This is a genomic window from Ornithinimicrobium sp. CNJ-824 (genome assembly GCF_001942405.1).
Lineage (GTDB): Bacteria > Actinomycetota > Actinomycetes > Actinomycetales > Dermatophilaceae > Ornithinicoccus > Ornithinicoccus kibberensis.
In genome coordinates this window covers 78752-96193 of sequence record NZ_MKKA01000004.1, presented here as the reverse complement: position 1 = coordinate 96193, position 17442 = coordinate 78752, and the positions used below count along the sequence as shown (strand labels likewise).

18 protein-coding genes are annotated in these 17442 nt (G+C 74.7%); 7 read left to right on the top strand and 11 right to left on the bottom strand.

Going from position 1 to position 17442, the window contains the following annotated elements:
• On the top strand, positions 1 to 843 hold an 843-nt coding region (locus BJF81_RS02115), incomplete at its 5' end, for a hypothetical protein (RefSeq protein ID WP_237769958.1).
• Between the two features lie 33 nt (positions 844 to 876).
• On the opposite strand, the gene BJF81_RS20525 is transcribed toward BJF81_RS02115, so the two are convergent.
• Complete coding sequence (locus BJF81_RS20525; protein WP_075956951.1) at positions 877 to 2436, bottom strand: sensor histidine kinase; 1560 nt, start codon at positions 2434 to 2436, stop codon at positions 877 to 879.
• A gap of 72 nt (positions 2437 to 2508) precedes the next feature.
• Between BJF81_RS20525 and BJF81_RS02105 the strand changes: the two genes are divergently transcribed.
• The gene (locus BJF81_RS02105) at positions 2509 to 3435 is read left to right on the top strand and encodes a hypothetical protein (protein WP_075956950.1); all 927 of its coding nucleotides are present in this window, start codon (positions 2509 to 2511) and stop codon (positions 3433 to 3435) included.
• Here BJF81_RS02105 and BJF81_RS02100 read toward each other — a convergent pair.
• The 6 genes from BJF81_RS02100 to BJF81_RS02070 form a co-directional block, all read right to left on the bottom strand.
• On the bottom strand, positions 3405 to 6290 hold the full coding sequence (locus BJF81_RS02100) for an MMPL family transporter (RefSeq protein ID WP_075956949.1): 2886 nt from the start codon (positions 6288 to 6290) through the stop codon (positions 3405 to 3407). The two genes, BJF81_RS02105 and BJF81_RS02100, sit on opposite strands and share 31 nt — an antisense overlap.
• A gap of 18 nt (positions 6291 to 6308) precedes the next feature.
• Positions 6309 to 6617: a hypothetical protein gene (locus BJF81_RS02095; protein ID WP_075956948.1), complete on the bottom strand. Its 309-nt coding sequence runs from the start codon at positions 6615 to 6617 to the stop codon at positions 6309 to 6311.
• Between the two features lie 429 nt (positions 6618 to 7046).
• The gene (gene rarD / locus BJF81_RS02085; RefSeq protein WP_075956946.1) at positions 7047 to 7976 is read right to left on the bottom strand and encodes an EamA family transporter RarD; all 930 of its coding nucleotides are present in this window, start codon (positions 7974 to 7976) and stop codon (positions 7047 to 7049) included.
• The gene (locus BJF81_RS02080; RefSeq protein WP_075956967.1) at positions 7973 to 9199 is read right to left on the bottom strand and encodes a 2-oxoacid:ferredoxin oxidoreductase subunit beta; all 1227 of its coding nucleotides are present in this window, start codon (positions 9197 to 9199) and stop codon (positions 7973 to 7975) included. Before BJF81_RS02080 ends, rarD begins: the two co-directional genes overlap by 4 nt.
• A 29-nt stretch (positions 9200 to 9228) precedes the next feature.
• Positions 9229 to 11124 carry a 2-oxoacid:acceptor oxidoreductase subunit alpha gene (locus BJF81_RS02075; protein ID WP_075956966.1) on the bottom strand — a complete coding sequence of 632 codons (1896 nt, stop codon included), beginning with the start codon at positions 11122 to 11124 and terminating at the stop codon, positions 9229 to 9231.
• A 73-nt stretch (positions 11125 to 11197) separates the two neighbouring features.
• A complete protein-coding gene (locus tag BJF81_RS02070) occupies positions 11198 to 11407 on the bottom strand; it encodes a hypothetical protein (protein ID WP_075956945.1) in 210 nt (69 codons plus the stop codon).
• A gap of 78 nt (positions 11408 to 11485) precedes the next feature.
• Here BJF81_RS02070 and BJF81_RS02065 point away from each other — a divergent pair, with 78 nt between their 5' ends.
• Positions 11486 to 12388: a LysR family transcriptional regulator gene (locus tag BJF81_RS02065; RefSeq protein WP_075956944.1), complete on the top strand. Its 903-nt coding sequence runs from the start codon at positions 11486 to 11488 to the stop codon at positions 12386 to 12388.
• A gap of 13 nt (positions 12389 to 12401) precedes the next feature.
• Here BJF81_RS02065 and BJF81_RS02060 read toward each other — a convergent pair whose 3' ends face one another.
• Positions 12402 to 12725 (bottom strand): TraR/DksA family transcriptional regulator, encoded by a 324-nt coding sequence (locus BJF81_RS02060; protein WP_075956943.1) that lies wholly within the window; start codon positions 12723 to 12725, stop codon positions 12402 to 12404.
• Between the two features lie 73 nt (positions 12726 to 12798).
• Here BJF81_RS02060 and BJF81_RS02055 point away from each other — a divergent pair, with 73 nt between their 5' ends.
• From BJF81_RS02055 to BJF81_RS02040, 4 genes are read left to right on the top strand one after another with little or no spacing between them, the layout of a single operon-like run.
• Positions 12799 to 13305: a low molecular weight protein-tyrosine-phosphatase gene (locus BJF81_RS02055; protein ID WP_075956942.1), complete on the top strand. Its 507-nt coding sequence runs from the start codon at positions 12799 to 12801 to the stop codon at positions 13303 to 13305.
• Complete coding sequence (locus BJF81_RS02050) at positions 13302 to 13685, top strand: hypothetical protein (protein ID WP_075956941.1); 384 nt, start codon at positions 13302 to 13304, stop codon at positions 13683 to 13685. Before BJF81_RS02055 ends, BJF81_RS02050 begins: the two co-directional genes overlap by 4 nt.
• Positions 13682 to 14476, top strand: coding sequence for a fructosamine kinase family protein (locus BJF81_RS02045; protein WP_083663923.1), 795 nt, complete (start codon positions 13682 to 13684; stop codon positions 14474 to 14476). Before BJF81_RS02050 ends, BJF81_RS02045 begins: the two co-directional genes overlap by 4 nt.
• Positions 14473 to 15414, top strand: a complete 942-nt coding sequence (locus BJF81_RS02040) for an amidohydrolase family protein (RefSeq protein ID WP_075956940.1) — start codon at positions 14473 to 14475, stop codon at positions 15412 to 15414. The genes BJF81_RS02045 and BJF81_RS02040 overlap by 4 nt, the downstream gene beginning before the upstream one ends.
• Here BJF81_RS02040 and BJF81_RS02035 read toward each other — a convergent pair.
• From BJF81_RS02035 to BJF81_RS20695, 3 genes are all read right to left on the bottom strand, one after another.
• Positions 15372 to 16577: a cytochrome P450 gene (locus BJF81_RS02035; protein WP_075956939.1), complete on the bottom strand. Its 1206-nt coding sequence runs from the start codon at positions 16575 to 16577 to the stop codon at positions 15372 to 15374. The two genes, BJF81_RS02040 and BJF81_RS02035, sit on opposite strands and share 43 nt — an antisense overlap.
• Positions 16578 to 16655: 78 nt before the next feature.
• Positions 16656 to 16961, bottom strand: coding sequence for a MetQ/NlpA family ABC transporter substrate-binding protein (locus tag BJF81_RS20700; protein WP_342447044.1), 306 nt, complete (start codon positions 16959 to 16961; stop codon positions 16656 to 16658).
• Positions 16940 to 17422 (bottom strand): MetQ/NlpA family ABC transporter substrate-binding protein, encoded by a 483-nt coding sequence (locus tag BJF81_RS20695; RefSeq protein ID WP_342447043.1) that lies wholly within the window; start codon positions 17420 to 17422, stop codon positions 16940 to 16942. Before BJF81_RS20695 ends, BJF81_RS20700 begins: the two co-directional genes overlap by 22 nt.
• Positions 17423 to 17442 lie beyond the last annotated feature (20 nt).

Here is a 17442-nt window from a genome sequence, read left to right as displayed (position 1 = left end):
GAGATCCGGGGTCGGGTCGTGAGCGCCACGGTTCGGGCCCTGGGTCCGGTGCTGGTGGGCGTGGACGGGTCGGCCTCCTCCGCCTCCGCGGTCGCCTGGCGACCGCGGAGCAAGTCCGCGTCCGGGGGGCGACCGACCCCGGCCACCCACGGAGGGGAGGGGGCCGCAGCCCCCGCCCTGCGGGCCGTGCTCGAGCGCAGCCGCCCGGCCGGCGGGCAGGGGCAGGAGCAGGGCGAAGGACCCGCCGGGGAGGGTCCGGGCCTGCTGGTCGTCGGTCGGCGCGGCGCCGGCGGGTTCGCCGGGCTGAGCCTGGGGTCCACCGCCCGCCGGCTCGTCCACGACGACGGACCCGTCACGGTCGTCGTCCCGGCGGGTCAGGGGCCGGACGCCTGGGCGCCCCCGTCCGCCGACTCCCCGGTGGTGGTCGACGTCTCACCCGACGCGGGCTGGGCCGCCGGACGCCCGGCGGAGCCGCTGACCGCGCACCGTGCCACGCAGCCCGAGGAGGTGCTCGGGGTGGCGATGTCCCGGGCGCACCGCACCGGGCGTCCCCTCGTGGCCGTCCTGCACTGGCGCGTCCCGTCCACGGTCGCGGCCGAGGGCCGGTCCATCGTGCAGGTGTGGGACGAGTACGCCCACCGCGCCGCCGAGCAGCTGGACGGTCTGCTGGAGCGCTGGCGGGCGGCATACCCGACCGTCCAGCTGCGCCCGCTCGTGACCGACCGCCACCCCGTCTCCACCCTTCTGGACCTGGCCGGGCGGGCCGAGATCCTGGTCCTTCCCCGCGGTCCGCGTGCGTGCGCCGTGGTCGAGGACGCGACCTGCCCCGTCATGGTCCTCTGAGGCAGCATCCTCCGGTCCTCCCCGGCGGCGGTCCTACAGGGGCACCGACCAGATGAGCTCGGTGCCGTGGGGGCGGACCCGACGCAGCTCCACGGTGCCTCCGCGGTCCGTGGCCCGGGCGCGCACGTTGCCCAGCCCGGACTCGGCCACCTCCGGCCCGATGCCGACGCCGTCGTCCCGCACGACCAGGCGCAGGGCCGACGGGTCGTCGACCACCTCTGCGGTGACCACGACCGAGGTGGCCCGGGCGTGCCGGGCCACGTTGGACAGCGCCTCCCGCACGACCATCAGCACCTGGGTGTGCACCTCCTCGTCGGCCACCGAGTCCAGCGGTCCCCGCAGGTGGACCACCGGTGCGAAGCCCAGCGTGGAGGCGTAGGACTCCACCAGCTGGCGCAGGTCGGCCCGGAAGCTGCCCGCCCCCGGGTGGTGGCGCAGCTCGAAGATCGTGGCCCGGATGTCGCGGATCGTCTGGTCCAGCTCGGCGACGGCCCCGCCGAGCCGTTCGACGAGCTCGCCGTCCTCGCTGTGCCGCGCCGCGCCCTGCAGGGTCAGGCCCACCGCGAAGAGACGCTGGATGACCAGGTCGTGCAGGTCGCGGGCGATCCGGTCGCGGTCCTGCAGGAGGGTGACCAGGTCGTGGTCGCGCTCCCCGTGCTCCCGGTCCAGGACCAGCGTGGCGTGCAGGGCCAGGGCGCTGATGACGTCCCGCACCTGCCGGGCGGAGACGCCGGGCGACGGCGACCACCGGTGGACCACGAGGACCGTCGGCAGTCCCGCCCGGGTGTCCAGCGGCACCAGGCTGGTGCTGCTGCGCGCCTCGGCGTCGGCGGCCGCGTCCCCCGTCCGCGGCGTGGCGGTGGCCGCCAGCGACACCGGGTCGCGCGTGGTCGTCCAGTGGTGCGGCGACCCGTCGGCCATGACCTCGCGCAGGTCGGGCCCCAGCTCGGCCAGCGCGGCCCCCGCCTCCGGACCGGAGGCCGCCAGCACCCGCAGCTCGCCGTCGGGCCGGGTGCCGACCAGGGCCACCGCGCGCGCCCCGGTGAGCTCGCGGGCACGGTCGGTCAGCAGCGGCAGGGCGACCTCGAGGTCCACCGACTCCACGATGGTGCGGTCGATGGCCCACAGGGAGGCTGCCACCCCCTCGTACAGCCCGGCGACCCGGCGCTGGCGCTCCTTGCCCAGCCGCAGCCCCAGGACGGTGGCGACCAGCCGCAGGCAGCTGGGCACGGCCGCGTCGTCCGGACGACTCGCCCCCACGACGTGCAGGGTCCCGAACCGTTGGCCCCCGACGACGACGGGCGTGCCCAGCACCGCCTCCGGGCCGTCGTGGACCGTGGAGGAGGTCAGGGCCTCCACGACCGGGTCGTCCGGGGCCACCCCGTCGGTCAGGACGTGGGCGACCCAGCCGGGGTGCTCCTCGTCCTCGACGGTCAGGACGGCCGCCCGCGCCCCGGTCAGGTGCCGGGCACCCGCCAGGGCGGTGCGCATCGCGTGCCGCACGTCCTCGACGTCGGTGGCCGCGATCTGCTGGGCGGTGTGGACGACGTGGCCGAGGGTGTCCTCGGGCTGGGGGCTGGCGGGGGTCGTCATGACGCCCCCAACCTAGTGCAGGGGGCCCGGCATACCCTGGAGCGGTCCTGACCCCTCCCGAGAGGAGCCCGCGTGCGCCGCGTCCTGGCCGGCCTGTGGGCCATGCTGCCGCTGGCCCTGCTCCTGCTGACCCTGCCCCGCGCCGCGCGTCCCGGGTCCGGCGTCGACGGTTCCCTCCTGCAGACCGCGCTGACCGCGACGGTGCTGGCCGCCCTGGCGGCCGCCGGGGTGGCGCTGCTGAGCCGGGTGGTCCCCGCGGGGTGGGGCCGGTGGGGGCTGGCCGCGTCCGCCGCCGTGGGCTGGGGCGGGTATGCCGTCGCGCTGGTCGGCGCCGCCGCGCCGGGGCTGCGGTGGACCGCCGTGGCAGTGGTCGCCCTCCTGGCCGGCTGGGCGGGCCACCGGCTGCACGGCCGGCGGTCCCGGCCCCGGGCCCAGCTGCTGGAACGCGTGCCGGAGCGGGCCCGGGTTCCGGCCGTGCGGGGGCGGGCGGTGGCGCCGGTCGAGGAGTGGGCCACCGACGTGTCCTCCGGGACGCTGCGTGCGCAGGGCCTGGGGCTGCTGGGGGTCTTCGTCGTGACCGCGGCCGTGGTCCTGCTCATGGGGGAGGGCGTGGTGCTGGCGCTGGGGGTGCTGGTGTTCGGCCTCGTGGCAGGGGGCCTGGCGCTGGCCTGGTCGCGCGTGCGTGTGGTCGTGGACGCCGACGGCCTGCTGATCGGCTCGCGCGTGCTCCCGGTGCGGCTCCTCCGGGTGCCCGCCGAGGACGTCCTGGGCGTCGAGGTGAAGGACCTGGACCCCATGGCCTGGGGCGGGATCGGGCTGCGGCCGCTGCCCGACCGCACCTCCTACGTCGTCGACGGCGGCCCCGGCCTGGTCGTCTGGCGCGCGGACGGGCGCCGGCTGGCCGTCCAGGTCACCGAGGGCGACGGGGCGGCGCGGGCCGGCGCCCGGGCGCTGTCCCGGGCCGCGGGTCAGCGGCTGGGCGAGCCCACCGGCGCCTGATCCCGGGCTCCCGGCTCCTGGGTCGGCGCCACCGACCCCCCGGCCGACGTCCCCAGCGACCGCTCCAGCTGGGCGCCCTCCACGTCGACGTCCGGCAGGATCCGGTCCAGCCGCCGCGGGAACCACCAGGCACGCTCGCCGAGCAGCGAGAGCACCGCCGGGGTGAGCGTCATCCGCACCAGGAAGGCGTCGACGAGCACGCCGAGCGCCAGGCCCAGCCCGATCGGCCGGACCATCGTCAGGTGCGCCCACACGAAGCCGGCGAAGACCGAGATCATGATGATCGCCGCCGCCGTGACGACCCGGGCGCTGTGGTTGAACCCGGTCACGACGGCCGTCCGCGCGTCCCGCCCGTGCACGTGCTCCTCGCGCATGGCCGAGACCAGGAAGACCTGGTAGTCCATCGCCAGCCCGAAGAGGATGCCGATGAGCAGGATCGGCAGGAAGGACAGCACCGGCCCCGGCTCGTGGACCCCGAAGACCGCGCCCAGGTGGCCCAGCTGGTAGACCGCCACGACCGCGCCGAAGGCGGCCACGATCGACAGCAGGAAGCCGGCGGTGGCCAGCAGGGGCACCCAGATGGACCGGAACACCAGCATCATGAGCAGCAGGGACAGCCCCACGACGACGAGCAGGTACACCGGCAGGGCCTCGGCGAGCTGCTCCGAGATGTCGATGTTCGCCACCGTCTGGCCGGTGATGTCGATGCTGGCGCCGTGCTCCTGGCCGAGGGCGGCCAGGTCGGCGTCGAGCCGGTCGACCAGGGCCACCGTGGACTCCTCGGTGGGGCCGCCGGCCGGCTGCAGCTGGAAGGCCAGCACGTCGCGGTCGTCGTTGACGCCGGCGGGCAGCACCCGCTCGACACCCTCGACGGCGGCCAGGTCCTCGGCGATGTCGGCCTGGGCGTTCATCAGCGCGACCTCGCCGTCCGCGACGGGGTCGTCCAGCTCGGCGACGGCCAGGATGGGGCCGGTCGCGCCGGCGCCGAACTCGCTGCGGACGGTGTCGTAGGTGGTGTAGGCGGTGGAGCCCAGCGGCTCGGAGCTGCTGTCCGGCAGGCCGAGCCGCAGCTGGCCGGTGGGGTAGCCCAGGGCCGCCACGATCGCGACGACGCCCAGGATGGCCAGCCAGGGTCGGCGCTGGACGACCGCGGCCCAGCCGCGGGTGGTGTCGGCCTCCCGGGCGTCGTCGGCGTCGGCGAGGTGGTGGTCGCCGGCGGCGATCGCGGCGCGCTCCTTCCTCGGCAGCACCCGCAGGCCCATGACGGACAGCAGCGCCGGGGTCAGGGTGATGGCGACCAGGACGGCCAGGGCCACCGTCGCGGCGGCGACCAGCCCCATGGTGCCCAGGAACGGCATACCGGTCAGCACCAGGGCCGACAGCGCGATGATGACCGTCAGGCCGGCGAAGGTGACGGCGTTGCCGGAGGTGCCGACCGCCAGGGCGATGGACTCCTGGACCGGCATGCCGTGCCGCAGCTGCTGGCGGTGCCGGTTGATGAGGAACAGGGAGTAGTCGATGCCCACGGCCAGGCCCAGCATGAGCGCCAGGACCGGGGTGATCGACTGCATCTCGATGACGGGGGAGAGAGCCAGCGACCCGGCGACACCGACACCCACCCCCACGAGCGCCATGAGGATGGGCAGGCCGGCCGCGACCAGGCTGCCCAGCATGACGACGAGCACCAGGCCGGCGACGGCCAGGCCGACGGCCTCGCCTGGCCCGAAGATGCTGTTGAGGTCCAGCGCGAACTCGGCGGAGAAGTCCACCTCCACCCCGCTGCCGTCCTCGATCGCGTCGCCGATGCGCTGGATCTCGTCGGCGACCTCGGGGGTGATGGCCTGGGCGTTGCTGCCGGTCACGGACACCTGGGTCATCGCCACGGTGCCCTCCTCGTTGACGACGCGCAGCCCGTCCGTGAGGGCGGCCATGCGCTCGCCGGCCTCGAGCTGGGCCTGGGCGTCGGCCAGCTCGGCCCGGCCCTCCACGAGCTCCGCCTCGCCGTCAACGATCTGCTGCTCGGCCTCGGCCAGCTGCTCCCGGGCGGCCTCCAGCTCGGCCTCGCCGGCGGCCAGCTGCGCCTCCCCTGCCTCCAGCTCGGCCAGCCCGGCGTCGAGCTGCTGCTGACCCGCGACCAGCTGCTGGCGGCCGTCGTCGATCTGTGCCTGGCCGGCGGCGATCTCGGCGCGCGCGGCCTCCGCCTGCGCCGGGGGGACGACCCCGGCGGCCACGCCGGCCTCCAGCTCGGCGCTGCGGGCGTCGAGCTCGGCCTGGGCAGCGTCCAGCTGCTGGGCCTGGGCGTCGAGCTCGGCCTGCCCGGACTCCAGCTCCGCCCGGCCGGCCTCCAGCTCGGTGCGGCTGTCCTCGAGCTGGGCCGTGCCGGTCTCCAGCTCCTCGCGACCGGTCTCGACCTGCTCGCGGGCGTCCGCGAGGTCGGCCTCGCCCTGCTCGAGCTCGGCGCGACCCTCCTCGAGCTGGGTGCGACCCTCGGCCAGGTCCTCGGCCGTGGCGTCCAGCTGGGCCTGGCTCTCGAAGGGGTCGACCGCCTCGACGTCGGGCATGGCGTTCCACTGCTCGACCACGTCGGCGACGGACGCGCGCTGCTCGTCGGTGAACGGCTCGTTGGTGGTGAAGACGACGGTGCCGGTCGTGCCGGAGGCCTCGGGGATCTCCTCGCGCAGCGTGTCGAGCACGGTCTCGAACCGGCTGCCCGGGATGGAGATGTCGTTGGTCAGGGGCTTCATCAGCGCCAGGGCTCCGGTGGCGACGATCGCCAGGATGGCGACCCAGGCGGCGACGACGCCCCACCGGTGACGTGCGCACCAGCGGCCAAGACGGTTGAGGAGGACGGCCACGGTCGTGGTCCTTTCGGGTCAGCTGCGAGAGGTTGGCCGCCACCCGCGGGCCAGGTGGCCCAGGGCGCGGTCGAGATGCTCGCCGAAGGCGGACAGGTCCTGGGGGGTCAGGCTCGCGGGACGGGTCGGCCCCGCGAGCCACTCCTGCTCCGCCGCGGCGAAGGCGTGCATGACGCTGGCGGCCAGCGTGGTGAGGTAGAGGGGGTCGGTGCCCTCCGGGAACAGGTCCCGGAGGCGGGTCTCGAACCAGGCGCCGAGCTCGGTCCAGACGGCCCGTTCGAGGGTGGGGTCGCCCCCGGCGGGTCCGTGCGCGTTAAGCGCGACCATCCAGCCAGGAAGTCGGGGTCGACACCTCCTGCGGCGACCAGGCGGCGCAGGGCCTGCAGCGGGTCCCGCGCCAGCAGCGCGGTGTCGACCCGGGCCACCATCTGCTCGGCGTGCCCGGAGAAGACCTCGACCAGGACGGCAGGGAGCCCGGCGTAGTAGTTGAAGAAGGTGCGGCGGGAGATCCCCGCACCCTCGGCCACCTGGTCGACGGTGATCTCCGCCACCGGGTGGCGGCGCAGGAGCGCCTGGAGGGAGCCGGCCACGGCCTCGCGGGTGCGGACCTTGTTCAGCTCGCGCCGTCCCGTGGACGGGTCGACCGTGCCCCGGGGCGGAGCGGTCGGGTCGGTCACCCGTTCAGGATAGAAGTTCGTGCACAGTGTGCAAAATTGCTCGCCGTGCACCCGGTGTGAGGCGCGCCATACCCGGTCCTCAGGGGGCGGGCTCGACGAGGTCGCGACGGGCGCGACGGGAGCGTCGCACGTGCGTCACCATGTCCCAGGTGAGCACGGCCAGGGCCACCCAGACCATCGCGAAGCCCACCCAGCGGGAGGCGGGCACGGTCTCGCCGAGCAGCAGCACGCCGGTCATCAGCTGCAGGACGGGGGTGAGGAACTGCAGCAGGCCGATGGTGGACAGCGGCACCCGGCTGGCCGCCGCGGCGAGGAGGAGCAGCGGCACCGCGGTCGCCAGGCCCGTGGAGACCAGGAGCGCGGTGTGCACCCCGCCGTGCGCCAGGAAGGTGGTCTCCCCACGGGCCGAGAGCCAGACGAGCACGACCACGGCCACCGGCAGGATCGCCAGCGTCTCCCCGGCGAGCGAGCGGATCGGGGACAACGAGATGCCGAGGCGGTTCTTCAGCAGGCTGTAGGAGGCGAAGCTGACCGCCAGCACCAGGGAGATCCACGGCGGCCGACCATAGTCGATCGTCAGGTAGACCGCGGCGACCCCTCCGACCGCCACGGCGACCCACTGGGCGCGACGCAGCGTCTCGCGCAGGACCACCACGCCCAGGGCCACGGTGACCAGGGGGTTGAGGAAGTAGCCCAGGGCGGCCTCGGTGACGTGCCCGCTGAGCACGGCGTACGTGTACACGCCCCAGTTGAGGGCGATGAACAGGCCGGCCAGGGCGACCCCGCCGGCCCGACGCGGGCGGCGGGCCAGCTCGAGCAGCCAGCGCAGGTCCCGCGTGAGCACGAGGACGATCGCGCACAGCAGCAGGGTCCAGACGATCCGGTGGGCCAGGATCTCCCACGGCCCTGCCGGGCGCAGGGTGGCGAAGTAGAGGGGGAAGGCGCCCCAGAGCAGGTAGGCCAGGAACCCGGCGAGCGTGCCCTCCTGCCGACGGCGCGCCTCGGTCACTCCTCGTCCAACGCTTCCTCGCCCTCCTCGACCAGGGCGTCCCCGGCCGCAGGAGTGGGTCCCTCGGACGTCTCGCCCGCCAGGGTCTGCTCGACCTGGCCGGCGCGGGTGCCGTCGACGGTCCAGGTGTCCCGCCCGCGCAGGAGCGCGGCCAGCGTCTCGTCGGGCGACCCGGCCGGCGGGGCCTCGGCCACGGCCGTGGCCACCTGGGCGCGCACGGAGTCGTCGTAGGTCGGGCGCTGCACCGAGCGGAAGACCCCCATCGGCACGTGCTGCATGCTCGCGTCGTCGAGGCGGGAGAGGGCGAAGGCCGTCGAGGGGTCCGGGTCGGCGGGGTCGTGGACCACGACCCGGGCCGGGTCGGCGTCGGCCTCGGCCACGACGGCCAGTCGTCCGGCGTCGTCCCGGACGACGACACGCACGTCCTCGCCGGAGCCGATTCGCACCGGCTCGCCGGCGCGCAGGTGGGCCAGGCGGGCGGTGGCCTCGTCGCGGTCCTTGAGCAGCTGGAAGGCGCCGTCGTTGAAGATCGGGCAGTTCTGGTAGATCTCCACCAGCGCGGTGCCGCGGTGCTCGGCGGCCTGGCGCAGCACCTCGGTGAGGTGCTTGCGGTCGGAGTCCATGGTGCGCGCGACGAACGTCGCCTCGGCCCCCAGGGCCAAGGACACCGGGTTGAACGGGTGGTCCACCGACCCGGCCGGGGTCGACTTCGTCACCGCCCCGACCTCGGAGGTGGGGGAGTACTGCCCCTTGGTCAGGCCGTAGATCTTGTTGTTGAACAGCAGGATCGTCAGGTTGACGTTGCGCCGCATGGCGTGGATGAGGTGGTTGCCGCCGATGGACAGGGCGTCGCCGTCACCGGTGACGACCCACACGGACAGGTCCTCGCGGGCCGTCGCCAGGCCGGTGGCGATGGCCGGTGCGCGGCCGTGGATGGAGTGCATGCCGTAGGTGTCCAGGTAGTAGGGGAAGCGGCTGGAGCAGCCGATCCCGGACACGAAGACGATGTTTTCCCGGCGCAGCCCCAGGTCGGGCAGGAACCCCTGCACCGCCGCGAGCACCGCGTAGTCGCCGCAGCCCGGGCACCAGCGCACCTCCTGGTCGGAGGTGAAGTCCTTCTTGGTCTGCGCCGTCCCGTCCTGGAGGACGGGGACGCCGGCGGTGCCGGACCGGGGGGTATGGGGTGCGACCGCGGGTGCGGCGGAGCCGCCCGGCGACGGCATCCCGATCTCCGTGATGTGCCTGCTCATCGTCAACGTGCCTCCTCGGGTGCCTCGGTGAGCTCCAGCAGGTGCGCGTGGATCACCTCGGCGAGCTCGGCGGCGGTGAACGGCAGCCCCCGCACGGCGGTGTGCGAGCGCACGTCCACCAGGAAGCGTCCGCGCAGCAGCAGGGCCAGCTGGCCCAGGTTCATCTCCGGCAGGAGCACCCGGTCGTAGCGGCGCAGCACCTCGCCCAGGTCGGCGGGGAAGGGGTTCAGGTGGCGCAGGTGGGCGCGGGCCACCGACGCGCCGGCGCTGCGGGCCAGGCGGGTGGCCGCGGCGACCGGGCCGTAGGTGGAGCCCCACCCCAGGACGAGCAGCCGGGCGCGGCCGTCGGGGTCGTCGACCGCCAGCGGCGGGATCGTGTCGGCGATCCGGTCGATCTTGGCCTGCCGCAGACGGACCATCCGGTCGTGGTTGGCCGGGTCGTAGGAGATGTGCCCGGTGACGTCGGCCTTCTCGATGCCGCCGATCCGGTGCTCCAGACCCGGCGTGCCCGGGACGGCCCACGGTCGCGCCAGGGTCTGCTCGTCGCGCAGGAAGGGGTGGAAGACCGGCTCGCCGGCGTCGTCCACCGCGTTGGGGGCGCTCGCCTTCTCGACGGTCAGGTCGGGCAGCGAGGCCACGTCCGGCACGGACCACGGCTCCGAGCCGTTGCCCAGGTAGCCGTCGGAGAGCAGGATCACCGGGGTGCGGTAGGTGGTGGCGATGCGCACGGACTCCAGCGCCGCGTCGAAGCAGTCGCTGGGGGAGCCCGCCGCGACGACCGCCACGGGCGACTCGCCGTTGCGGCCGTACATCGCCTGCAGCAGGTCGGCCTGCTCGGTCTTGGTCGGCAGCCCGGTCGAGGGGCCGCCGCGCTGGATGTCGACGACGACGAGGGGCAGCTCGGTGGAGACCGCCAGCCCGATCGTCTCGCTCTTCAGCGCCAGGCCGGGGCCGGAGGTCGTCGTCACCCCCAGGGCGCCGCCGAAGGAGGCGCCCAGCGCCATCCCGACGGCAGCGATCTCGTCCTCGGCCTGCAGCGTGGTCACCCCCAGGTGCTTGAGCGCGGACAGCTGGTGGAGCACGTCCGAGGCGGGGGTGATCGGGTAGGAGCCCAGCACCAGCCGCAGCCCGGCCCGCTGCGCGGCGGCCACCAGGCCCAGCGCCATGGCCTGGTTGCCGGTGATGGTGCGGTAGGTGCCCGGTGCCATCGGGGCGGGCGCGACCTCGTATCGGACGGCGAAGTCCTCGGTCGTCTCGCCGTAGGCGTGCCCCGCCCGCAGGGCCACCAGGTTGGCCTCGAGGACGTCGGGGGCCTGGGCGAACTTGGCGCGCAGGAACGCCTCGGTGCCACCGGTGTCCCGGGAGTAGAGCCAGGAGAGCAGGCCCAGGGCCAGCATGTTCTTGGCCCGCTCCTTCTCCTTGCGGGTCAGGTCGAAGTCCGCGAGCGCCTCGACCGCCATCGACGTCAGCGGCAGCGCGTGCACGTGGTAGCCGGCGTCCGTCAGCGACCCGTCCTCCAGCGGGTTGGCCTCGTAGCCGACCTTGGCCAGGTTGCGGCGGCCGAACTCGTCGCTGTTGACGATGACGGTGGCCCCGCGGGGCAGGTCGGCGAGGTTGGCGCGCAGCGCGGCGGGGTTCATCGCGACCAGCACGTCGGGGGCGTCCCCGGGGGTGGCGATGTCGTGGTTGGCGAAGTGCAGCTGGAAGCTGGAGACCCCGGGCAGGGTGCCCTGGGGCGCCCTGATCTCCGCCGGGAAGTTGGGCAGCGTGGACAGGTCGTTGCCCAGCGAGGCGGTGTCGGAGGTGAAGCGGTCGCCGGTCAGCTGCATCCCGTCGCCGGAGTCGCCGGCGAACCGGATGACGACCCGGTCGAGGTGGTGGAGTTGAGTCGAAGACATGTCACCCATCAGCCTACGCCCCCGTAGGTCGTGCGACCGAAACGTCCGGCCGCACGGTCGGTCGGGACGGGGCTCAGCGGGGGAGGGTGAAGCGCCCCGCGATCCGGCGCGGGGGCACGACGGCGTCGTTGGGGGACTCGGACCGATTGGCCCGGCTCAGGAAGTTGAGGCGCGGGCGGTGGGCGCCGCGACGGGCGGACGGGCCGCCGAGCACGACGGGCACCTGGGCGAGGGTGTCGAGCTCGGACTGGACGGGGGTGGGGAGAGCCGTGGTAGTTGACATGTCTCCATTGTGGCTGAGCAGGCGCTATGCGTCCAATGAACGGGTGACATATCACCCTTGCGGTGAGAGCATGCGAGGATGGACGTGCGTACCCTCCGGTGGTTCCAGCAGGTGGCCGACGGCACCACCCTCACCGAGCTCGGCGACGTCGAGGGGGTGGCTCAGTCGGGGATCTCCCGGGCCCTGGACCGGCTGGAGCGCGAGGTGGGCACCCCGTTGCTGCGCCGTTCCGGACGCACCCTGCGCCCGACCCGGGCCGGACTCGCCTTCCGGCGGCACGTCGACGCGGCCGTCCACGAGCTCGACGACGGGCTGGCAGCCGTGCAGCAGCTCCTGGACCCCGAGGCCGGGACGGTCAGCCTGGCCTTCCAGCCGTCGTTGGGGACCTGGCTGGTCCCGGGCCTGGTCAGCGACTTCCGGGCCGCCCACCCGCGGGTGGGGGTGGAGCTGCTGTCCCGGCAGGAGGAGCTGGTTCCGGCGGTCGGCGGCCACGAGGCCGTGGAGCTGGAGTTCACCACCCGGCCCCCCGAGGACCCCACGATCCGCTGGCGGGTGCTGGTGCGCGAGCCGCTCCTGCTCGCCGTCGGGCCCGGTCACCGCTGGGCCGGCCGCGGGCACCTCGACCTGGCCGAGGCCGCCGGGGAACCGTTCGTGGCCACCCACCCCCGCTCGCACCTGTGGGAGGTCACCCTGCGGCTGTGCCGGGACGCGGGCGTGGAGCCGCAGGTCGCCCTGGTCTGCCAGGACCTGCCCACGACCCGGGCCTTCGTGGCCGCCGGCCTGGGCGTGGCCGTCCTGCCGGTGCCGGACGCCTGGACCCCCACCCACGAGGGCCTGACGATGCTGCACCTCGACGACGCCCGGGCCTACCGTGACGTCGGGATCGCCTGGTCCACGGGTCAGCCGATGCTGCCCTCGGCCCGGCTCTTCCTCGAGCACGCCGTCCGGCGCACCGGGGAGGAGGCTCCGGACCGTCGCTGAGCCCGCGCCGGGGTCAGCGTGAGTGCGCCACGCAGGTGGTGGCCCACGGCCGGGCCTCCAGCCGCCCCTGCGGGATCGGCTCCCCGCACGCCTCGCAAACCCCGTAGCGGCCCTCGTCGAGCCGCGCCAGCGCGTGCCGGACCGCGTCGAGCAGCCCCTGCAGGTTGTCGTGGGCGGTCACGGCGGTCAGCCGGTCGACCGCCATGGCGGTCCCGTCGCCCACGCGCTTGCCGAAGGAGATGCTGCCCTGCTCCTGCGTCGGGCGGCTCAGGGTGGCCATCTCCTCGACGATCTCGGCCTCCTTGGCCTCGAGCACGGTCCTGACCTGCGCGTCCATCGCCCCAGCATGGCACGCGGCCCCCGACCGGGCCGGCACGGCCGGGCAGGAGGCATCTGCTTGACTGGCGCCCATGCACATCATGACGGTCTGCCTGGGCAACATCTGCCGCTCGCCCGCCGCCGAGGCGGTCCTGGTGCGACGGCTGGCCGAGGCCGGGCTGGACCACGTGCGGGTCTCCTCCGCGGGCACCGCCGACTACCACGTGGGGGAACGGCCGCACCCGATGAGCCAGGCGGAGGGCGAACGGCGCGGCTACCGCTTCCCGGCGCGGGCGGCCCAGCTGGAGCCGGCCGACCTGGAGGGCGCCGACCTCGTCGTGGTCATGGACGCCGCCAACGAGCAGGACGTGCTGGCCCTGGCCCGTCGGCCCGAGGACGCCCGCAAGGTCGTCCGGCTCGGGGCCTTCGCCCCCGACGCCGCGGAGGGCGTGCGCGACGTCCCCGACCCCTGGGGGCTGCCCGAGGCCGCCTACGGGCGGATGTACGACCAGATCGAGGAGGCGGTCGAGGCCCTCGTCACGGCGATCGTCGACGGGACGCTCGAGCAGATCCTCGACCGGCGTGGGGCCGTGTCGTGACCGCCGGTGGGACGGCGGACCGGCTCGAGGCCAGGGCCGCCGAGCTGCGGGCCGAGGCCGTCATGACGATGACCGCGCTCGCCGGACCGACGAGCGCCTGCTCGCTGGCCCGGGACGGGCGCTCCTTCCCCTCCTACAAGCTCCACGAGGGCAGGTACGCCGCGGCCAGCGAGCTGGTCCGTGCACTGCGGCGGGAGCTGGCCGGGGAGGGGCGGGACGCCGCGGCGCTCGCCGCCCTCGCGGACGCCCGGACCCGGTGGGCCGAGGAGGTGGGGCGGCGCCAGGACCAGGGCAAGGACTGGCTCGCCTACGCCACCGGCGGGTCCGACCTGGTCGAGCAGCTCGCCGACGAGCTGGCCGGCGCGGACGGACGGGCATGACCGCCGGGACGTCCCCGACCGGCACGCCCTCCCGGGACCGCCTGCCCGACGGCACCGAGGTGTTCACCAAGACGCTGGCCGAGGCGCCCCCGCAGTTCTTCGAGCGCGAGGCGGCCGGCCTGCGGGCGCTGGCCGCCGCCGGGGCGAGGGTGCCGCAGGTGCTGGGCGTGCGGACCGACCGGATCACCCTGTCGTGGGTCCCCCAGGGCCACGCGCGCACCGCCGCCACCGAGGAGGAGTTCGGCCGGGAGCTGGCGGCGCTGCACCGCACCACCGGGGAGCGCTACGGCTCGGTCGACGGGGAGCCCACGGCATACCTGGGCGCCTGCCCGGTGGACCTCACCCCCACAGACACCTGGGTGGAGAGCTGGGTCGGGCACCGGGTGGTGCCGCTCGCGCGCCGGGCCGCCGACGAGGGGCGCCTCGACCCGGACACGGCCGCCCTCGCCGAGCGGATCGACGCCGGGCGCCTGGGGCCGCCCGAGCCGCCGACCCTCGTGCACGGCGACCTGTGGGCGGGCAACCGGTTGACCGACCCGGACGGCCGGAGCTGGCTGATCGACCCCTGCGCCCACTACGGGCACCGGGAGACCGACCTGGCGATGATGCAGCTGTTCGGCGGCTTCAGCGGCCGGGTCTTCGCCTCCTACGTCGAGGAGCTGCCGCTGGCCGAGGGGTGGCGGGAGCGGGTCGCGGTCCACCAGCTCGTGCCGCTGCTCGTGCACGCGCTGCTGTTCGGCGGCGGCTACGGGGTCCAGGCCGGGGACGCGCTGCGGAGGGCCGCGGGATGACCGGCGGCGGAACCTCCCTGCGGGCACCCCGCACGGACGGCGAGGTGGCCGCCTACCTGCGCGCCCTGGACGTGCCCGGCCTGGCGGACGTGCACGTGCACTTCCACCCCGACCGGCTCATGCAGCGCATCTGGGCCTACTTCGACGAGGGGGAGCGGCACTACGGGGTCGCCTGGCCCGTCCGCTACCGCACCGGCACGGAGGACCGGCTGCGCACCCTGGCCGCCCTCGGGGTGCACCGGGTCCCGGCGCTGACCTACGCGCACCGTCCGGGGATGGCCGCCTCGTTGAACGCCTGGTGCGCCGACTTCGCCGACGCCCACCCCCAGGTCCTGCGGTGCGCGACCCTCTACCCGGAACCGGGTGCGGCGCAGCAGATGCGCGAGGCGGTGGCCGGCGGTCTGCAGCTGGTCAAGGTGCACGTCGTCGTCAGCGACCTGGATCCTGCCGACGAGGAGCTGGACGAGGCGTGGGAGGTGCTGGCCCAGGCCCGGGTGCCGGTGGTGATCCACGCCGGGCACGGACCCCGGGCCGGGCGCTTCAGCGGGCCCGAGGGGGTGGCCCGCCTGCTGGCCGACCACCCCGACCTGACGCTCGTCGTCGCGCACATGGGGATGCCGGACTACGACGCCTTCGCCGACCTGGTCGAGGCCCACGAGCGGGTGCACCTGGACACGACGATGGTCGGCACGGACTTCATGGAGCGGCTCGCCCCGGTGCCACCGCGCTTCCTCGGCCGGCTGGCCGAGCTGCGGCCCCGGATCGTGCTGGGCTCGGACTTCCCCAACCTGCCCTACCCCTACGCCCACCAGCTCGAGGCCCTGCACCGGTGGGGCCTGGGGGAGGACTGGATGCGGGACGTGCTGTGGCACAACGGCGCCCGGCTCGTGCCGGACTACCTGCCCCCGGTCGGCGTGGGGGTGAACACGAGCGGGTAGCGCACCGCGCCGGTGTTGCCCGAGACCGGGAGCCACTCGCCCGGCCCGTCCGGCCGGGCGTCCGGCATCCGCGCGGCGAGGACCGGCAGCGCCACGGCCATGTCCAGGCGCGCCACCCAGTGCCCCAGGCAGTGGTGCACCCCACCGCCGAACCCCATGTGCATCAGGTGCTCCACCGTGATGTCGAACGACGGGTCCGGCTGCGCCCGCGGATCCGTGCCGGCGCTGTGCGAGAGGACCTGCACGATGTCGCCGGCCCGCACGACCAGCCCGTCGCCGAGGTCGACGTCCTCGAGCGCCTCCCGGGTGATCCAGGTGACCGTGGGGTTGACGCGCATCACCTCCTCGACCGCGTTGCGGCCCAGCTCCGGACGCTCGGCCAGCAGCCGCCACTGCTCCGGGTGGGCCAGCAGGGTCTGCACCGCCAGGCCGAGCTGGTTGCGGGTGGTCTCCATGCCGGCGAAGACGAGGAAGACGAGCGCCACCGACAGCTCCTCGGCCGACAGCCGGCCCTCCTGCTGGGCGCGGACGAGGTCGGAGACGAGGTCGTCCCGCGGGGCGGCGGCGCGGTCCCGGACGACCGCGTCGCAGTAGCCGTACAGCCCCTCCAGCGCCCGCTCGATCCGCGGCAGGTCCTCCCTGACCCGCACCCCGAAGCTCTTGCCGAGGTCGTCGGCCCAGCGCGCGACCTGCGCCCACTCATCCTCCGGCAGGCCGATGAGCCGGCACAGCACCCGGGAGGCGTAGGGCTCGGCGAACTCGCCGATCAGCTCGACCGACCCGCGCTCGCCGAACCCGTCGACCAGCTCGTGCGCCAGCTCGGTGAAACCCGGCACCATCGGCGTGACAGCGCCCTGCTTGAAGGCCGGGTTGAGCAGCCGCCGCAGCCGCAGGTGGTCCTCGCCCTCGAGCGAGAGCAGCACCTTCTGCCACCACTGGCTGAACATCCCGGAGGTGATGCCGTTCTGCGCCGGCCACCGGGCGTTGCCCTGGCGGAAGCGGCGGTCCTTGAGCAGTGCGGTCACCTCGGCGTGGCGCAGCACGGCGTAGCCGTAGCTGGTCCGGGCCCAGAAGGCCTCCTCGCGCGCCGCGTGCACCTCCGGTGAGGTGACGTCGAAGGCGGGGTCGGCGAGGTCGAGGAAGCGGCTGCTGCCGGTCTGCATGTCCAGATGCTAGGAGGGCAGGGATGCCGCGGGGCCGGTGGGTGCGTCCCACCGGCCCCGCGGCCACGTCGTACCCCCTCAGGAGCGGGCGGAGATCACCGTGCCGGAGTAGGTCTCCTCGATGAACTGCGCGACCTCCTCGGAGGCGAGCAGCTCGGCCAGGGTGGCGACCCGGGGGTCGGTCTCGTCGCCCGCGCGGACCACGAGCAGGTTGGCGTAGGGGTTGCCCTCCGGCGACTCCGCCGCGATGGCGTCCTCGGCCGGCGACAGGTCGGCCTCGATGGCGACGAACTCCAGGTCGCGGGCGTTCTCCTCCACGTCCAGGACGGTGGCCGAGGCCTCTCCGGTGTCGGCCAGGGTGATCAGCCCCTGGTCGGCGAGCAGCTCGAGGGCGCGCGCACCGTTGGTGGGGTCGTTGGGGATGGCGACCTGGGCGCGTCGGCGATCTCCTCGACGGAGCCGACCGTCTCGGAGTAGAGGCCGAGCGGCTCGAGGTGCACGGGGGTGACGGCCTCGAAGTCGTAGCCCGCGGCGGCCTCCTGCTCGGCCAGGTAGGGCTCGTGCTGGAAGTAGTTCGCGTCCAGGGAGCCGTCGGCCAGGGCCACGTTGGGCTGGACGTAGTCGGTGAACTCGACCAGCTCGAGGTCGATCCCGGCGTCGGCCGCCAGCTCCTGGTCGACGAACTGCAGGATCTCCGCGTGCGGAACGGGCGAGACGCCGACCGTGAGCGGGCCGGTCCCGGTGCCGCCGGCGGCGGTCGTCCCGTCGTCGGCGTCGGCTCCGCAGGCGCTCAGCACGAGCGCGCCGGTGGCGAGGAGGGCGGTCAGGGACAGGGTGGTGCGCATGGATGGTGTCCTCGGTGTGT

Bases quoted from the DNA above. Each gene is read 5' to 3' on its own strand.
- BJF81_RS02055 (WP_075956942.1), top strand. From the start codon at position 12,799: ATGCACATCATGACGGTCTGCCTGGGCAACATCTGCCGCTCGCCCGCC.
- BJF81_RS02065 (WP_075956944.1), top strand. From the start codon at position 11,486: ATGGACGTGCGTACCCTCCGGTGGTTCCAGCAGGTGGCCGACGGCACC.
- BJF81_RS02075 (WP_075956966.1), bottom strand. From the start codon at position 11,124: ATGTCTTCGACTCAACTCCACCACCTCGACCGGGTCGTCATCCGGTTC.
- BJF81_RS02060 (WP_075956943.1), bottom strand. From the start codon at position 12,725: ATGGACGCGCAGGTCAGGACCGTGCTCGAGGCCAAGGAGGCCGAGATC.
- BJF81_RS02070 (WP_075956945.1), bottom strand. From the start codon at position 11,407: ATGTCAACTACCACGGCTCTCCCCACCCCCGTCCAGTCCGAGCTCGAC.
- BJF81_RS20695 (WP_342447043.1), bottom strand. From the start codon at position 17,422: ATGCGCACCACCCTGTCCCTGACCGCCCTCCTCGCCACCGGCGCGCTC.
- BJF81_RS02045 (WP_083663923.1), top strand. From the start codon at position 13,682: ATGACCGCCGGGACGTCCCCGACCGGCACGCCCTCCCGGGACCGCCTG.
- BJF81_RS02040 (WP_075956940.1), top strand. From the start codon at position 14,473: ATGACCGGCGGCGGAACCTCCCTGCGGGCACCCCGCACGGACGGCGAG.
- BJF81_RS02080 (WP_075956967.1), bottom strand. From the start codon at position 9,199: ATGCCGTCGCCGGGCGGCTCCGCCGCACCCGCGGTCGCACCCCATACC.
- BJF81_RS20525 (WP_075956951.1), bottom strand. From the start codon at position 2,436: ATGACGACCCCCGCCAGCCCCCAGCCCGAGGACACCCTCGGCCACGTC.
- BJF81_RS02035 (WP_075956939.1), bottom strand. From the start codon at position 16,577: ATGCAGACCGGCAGCAGCCGCTTCCTCGACCTCGCCGACCCCGCCTTC.
- BJF81_RS02095 (WP_075956948.1), bottom strand. From the start codon at position 6,617: ATGGTCGCGCTTAACGCGCACGGACCCGCCGGGGGCGACCCCACCCTC.